Source organism: Pseudomonas defluvii (assembly GCF_001695625.1).
Lineage (GTDB): Bacteria > Pseudomonadota > Gammaproteobacteria > Pseudomonadales > Pseudomonadaceae > Aquipseudomonas > Aquipseudomonas defluvii.
In genome coordinates, this window is sequence record NZ_MBPN01000205.1 from 1 (window position 1) to 3,842 (window position 3,842).

Here is a 3,842-nt window from a genome sequence, read left to right on the forward strand (position 1 = left end):
GCGCAAGCGCTTGGGCTGGAAGACGCCGTACGAAGTGCATACAGGGGTGAGCGTTGCACTTATGTGTTGAATTCAGGTGATATATCTCCCAATTTGTGTAGGGCTTATTATGCACGCTTAAAAATAATAAAAGCAGACTTGACCTGATAGTTTGGCTGTGAGCAATTATGTGCTTAGTGCATCTAACGCCTGAAATAAGCCGTGCCGCGAAGCGGCATCGGCTTGATTGAATTGTTAGACGGCAAACTCGAGCCAATACTTGTGCAGGCCAACAATATTAGACGAGCACAGCATGGGCATTGCCGCTTTGATCTTCTCCAGTGACCAATTCCACCACTCCATCTCCAGAAGCAATGAAATTTCCTCATCGGTGAAGCGTTTCTTAATCTTCTTAGCGGGATTGCCGCCAACGATAGCGTAAGGCTCCACATCTTTTGTCACCAACGAGCGGCTGCCTATCACCGCACCGTGCCCGATCTTGATTCCGGGCATGACCATTGCCTCAGAGCCGATCCAAACGTCATTGCCAATGACAGTATTACCTGCTTTTTGGAAGGCATCGAGTGCGCTTGAGAATGCAGGTTCTTCCTGCATATAAAAGAACGGGAAAGATGATGCCCAGTCGTACCGATGCCCCTGATTGCCAGCCATGATAAAGGAAGCCCCACTCCCGATAGAGCAGAAACTACCGATGATCAACTTATCAACGTCATCACGGTCCGGAAACAGATACCGTGCGCAGTCATCGAATGAGTGCCCATGATAGTAGCCAGAGTAATAGCTGTACCGCCCAACTTTGATATTGGGGTTCTTCACTTGCTCAGAAAGCAGCTTGCCTTTGAAGGGGCTATCAAAGTAGTTGGTCATAAGAGATCCCGCGGTCTGTGACTTTGCCGTCTAACGTTTGAAATAAGGGGCGCCGAGCGCCAGCGAGGGGAGCCAAAAGCTTGCTTTTGGCCGTCCCGACTTGATTGAAGGGTTGGGCGATTTTGCCATTAGATTTTTTATAAATTTAGTGTGTTTAGAATGGTGATCGCATTTTTCTTGGCTTTTATGCTTGATGTTAAATTCGACCCCAAGTTTCCTGTAAGTGCGGACACAAAAACATATTTATGTCCTGATTTGCTTATAATAAACCCTTCAAACCATCCGTTTTGTAAGGTTCTATTTGCTGTGAATCCTGCACCAGTTTTCCCATACAGTTTTGTACTATTATCCAGATCTTGTAGATACATGTTCTCTATGGTGTTTTCTATGGCTGAGTTTTTAACTGGGAGATTGTGATTAATAATTTTACGCAGGAATTGAATTTGTTCTTCTGGTGAAATTTTTAAGCTACTTTCGAGCCATGCTTCTGTTAATCCGTTGTTTCTTTCTTTATCTCCAGAGAAGTCTTGATTTCCATAATCAAAATCTTTGAGATAATTCTTGATTTTATTTAATCCAATTTTTTGGGTTATTTCTTGCGAAACCCAAACAACAGAAAATTGCATCCACGTCTTTGGTGTATGATTGCTGTTCCAGATCTCCATTCCTTTGGGGGTTTTATCCCATTTGAATATGGTTTTCTGATCTATTATTTCCGCATCAAATGCCATAAGTGATAATGCGATCTTGAAAGTTGAATCTGGTGCCATTTGCGTTGCACACTTTGCTTTATTGAATTGAGCAATTTCAGCGTTTGTGGATGCATCGTAAAGTAAAAAACAACCTTCAGTTCCTTCAAATAATGGAGATGCAACAGTAGAGATATCTGTTGATGCACTGGCGCTGCTGTAGATAATATTTGCAATTATTAAAAAAATAGCGAAGTTGATATGTATTGTGTTTTTCATAATAAGTATTGGTTTGGTAAAGGGCTTAATTTTAACGGCTAACAATTAATGAGGCTCCGGGTTCGCCCAACGCCTTGAGTTCAGCCGCCGCCGCAGGCGGTCGGCTGCGACGAAATGTTAGACATTTGCGCCTGATGAGATTGTGCGAGAGCAATGGCAGACTGAATGGCTGCACGGGCTTGCGGACTATTTTTCCAGCACGTTGAGCCAACAATTGAGGATGCTTTTGAAACAATATCAAGAGTATTGGCTTTGCTCAAATGCGCTAAAGATTCATACCCCATTTGTTCAAGACGAGCCACAACTGTAGGGCCAATGCCTTTGACAGCAAGGAGGGCTTTTCTTTCAGATGGCAGGAATGGCATCGCAGGCTCCAAAAAATCTAACGCCGAGCTAAGCGGCAGTTTTTAAGTTGTGATTTTGTGGAAACCTTTTGCGTAGCAAAACCACAAAAGCGCGACTTAAAAACTGTCCAGCACCGAAGGTGCGATGCTTGAGCGACTTGTTAGAAATTTGGTTAATGTGCAGTGGTACTTTTTTTGCTTTCATTGAATCCTTTTACCGTCTGCTCCCATGTAAGCTTCAAGAGCGACGAATCTCCTATGTCACTATGACCTGGTACAACCAGTTTTGCCTTACTATATTTTGACATTAATAATTTGGCGGATTTTGGCCAAGCTTCTAAATTTGCGTCACCCAAATTACCTAGACCGTAGGGTTTAACAAAACAACCACCGAACAAAACTCTATTTTCAGGCAGCCAAACCACTACGTTATCTGGAGCGTGCCCTGGACCAGGATAAAAAACTTCAATCTTTTTCTTAACTAGCCAATAGCTAACTCCGCTAAATGAATATTTAGCTTGTACCTTACCGTCTTTTTTAAGAAGTTCATTTGTTAATTCAGATGCATACGTGGGGATAGATTGAGAATTAAGCCACTCTATTCCACCCGTGCTGTCGCTATGGAAATGTGAGGAAATACTGCCTTTTATTCTATAGCCGCGCTCAACAAACCAATTAACTAAATTTTCAGTATCTTTAGCAGTAAATGGAGTGTCTATCAGATAGGCATCAGTATTTACAAGAACCACCAAGCCGTGTTTAGGAATAACACCCCAACCGTTAACTTCTTCAAACGAAGTATGAACATAAACGCCTTCGTCAAGCTTCTCAATTTTTAAATCTGGCAAAGACTCTCCTGCGGCAGTAATGCTACAAAACAAAAACATAAAGAATACAAATAACTTGCTCATACTTTCCCTTTTTCTAACGTTTGACATGAGGGGCGGCCAAGGGCGCCAGCCCTTGGACGTCCCCCTCGATGGAAGGGTTAGGCATCACTGCGTGTTCGCTCGAATGCCTGGCGTGTTTGAACCATGTACACGGCTGGACCATCTGGGGTGGTTACGGTACCTTGCCTCTCAAACCCCGCTTTCTCGTAGCATCGGATCGCTCGCAAGTTGCTCGGCGACGGGTCCGTTTGGATCTTGGTGACCTCGGGATCATTGAACAGCAACTCAACCAGAGCTCGAACCAGCTTGGTTCCCAAGCCTTTGCCCAGTTGTGATGCATTCGCCAGTGACTGGTCTATTCCGCGTACTCCTGGATCGGTTTCTTCTTCCCACCATCCGTCCCCGCTTCCAAGAGCAACGTACGACTGGGCATACCCAATCGGCTCTCCATTCAGCATTGCAATGTATGGAGTGACGGACTCTTGCGCTAAAACGCTTGGCAAGTACTGTTCCTGTACGTCAGCAAGTGTCGGGCGTGCTTCTTCTCCGCCCCACCACTCGACGATATGAGATCGATTTAGCCACTCATAGAGCATCGCAAGGTCATGCTCAGTCATGAGGCGCAGTGTGACGGAATCGTTGCTGTTGGTCACGATGCTGTACTTTGTGATGCCTAACTTTGTTTTAGGGCGACTGCCCTGCTGCGTAACATCGTTGCTGCTCCATAACATCAAACATCGACCCACGGCGTAACGCGCTTGCTGCTTGGATGC

General features: G+C 44.8%; 5 protein-coding genes. All 5 read right to left on the reverse strand.

What is annotated here, in order from left to right:
- Positions 1-234: 234 nt before the first annotated feature.
- The 5 genes from EKA13_RS26235 to EKA13_RS26255 all read right to left on the reverse strand — a co-directional run bounded on the left by EKA13_RS26235 (position 235) and on the right by EKA13_RS26255 (position 3,722).
- Positions 235-867, reverse strand: coding sequence for a type B-3 chloramphenicol O-acetyltransferase CatB3 (locus tag EKA13_RS26235; protein WP_000186237.1), 633 nt, complete (start codon positions 865-867; stop codon positions 235-237).
- A 137-nt stretch (positions 868-1,004) separates the two neighbouring features.
- Entirely contained in the window at positions 1,005-1,835 is an 831-nt protein-coding gene (locus EKA13_RS26240; protein WP_001334766.1) for an oxacillin-hydrolyzing class D beta-lactamase OXA-1, read from the reverse strand.
- Positions 1,836-1,915: 80 nt separating this feature from the next.
- Positions 1,916-2,200, reverse strand: a complete 285-nt coding sequence (locus EKA13_RS26245; RefSeq protein WP_074412830.1) for a Pathogenicity locus — start codon at positions 2,198-2,200, stop codon at positions 1,916-1,918.
- Between the two features lie 152 nt (positions 2,201-2,352).
- Entirely contained in the window at positions 2,353-3,090 is a 738-nt protein-coding gene (locus EKA13_RS26250; protein WP_063860608.1) for a subclass B1 metallo-beta-lactamase IMP-45, read from the reverse strand.
- Between the two features lie 77 nt (positions 3,091-3,167).
- Positions 3,168-3,722, reverse strand: a complete 555-nt coding sequence (locus EKA13_RS26255; protein ID WP_003159191.1) for an aminoglycoside N-acetyltransferase AAC(6')-Ib4 — start codon at positions 3,720-3,722, stop codon at positions 3,168-3,170.
- Between the last annotated feature and the right edge of the window lie 120 nt (positions 3,723-3,842).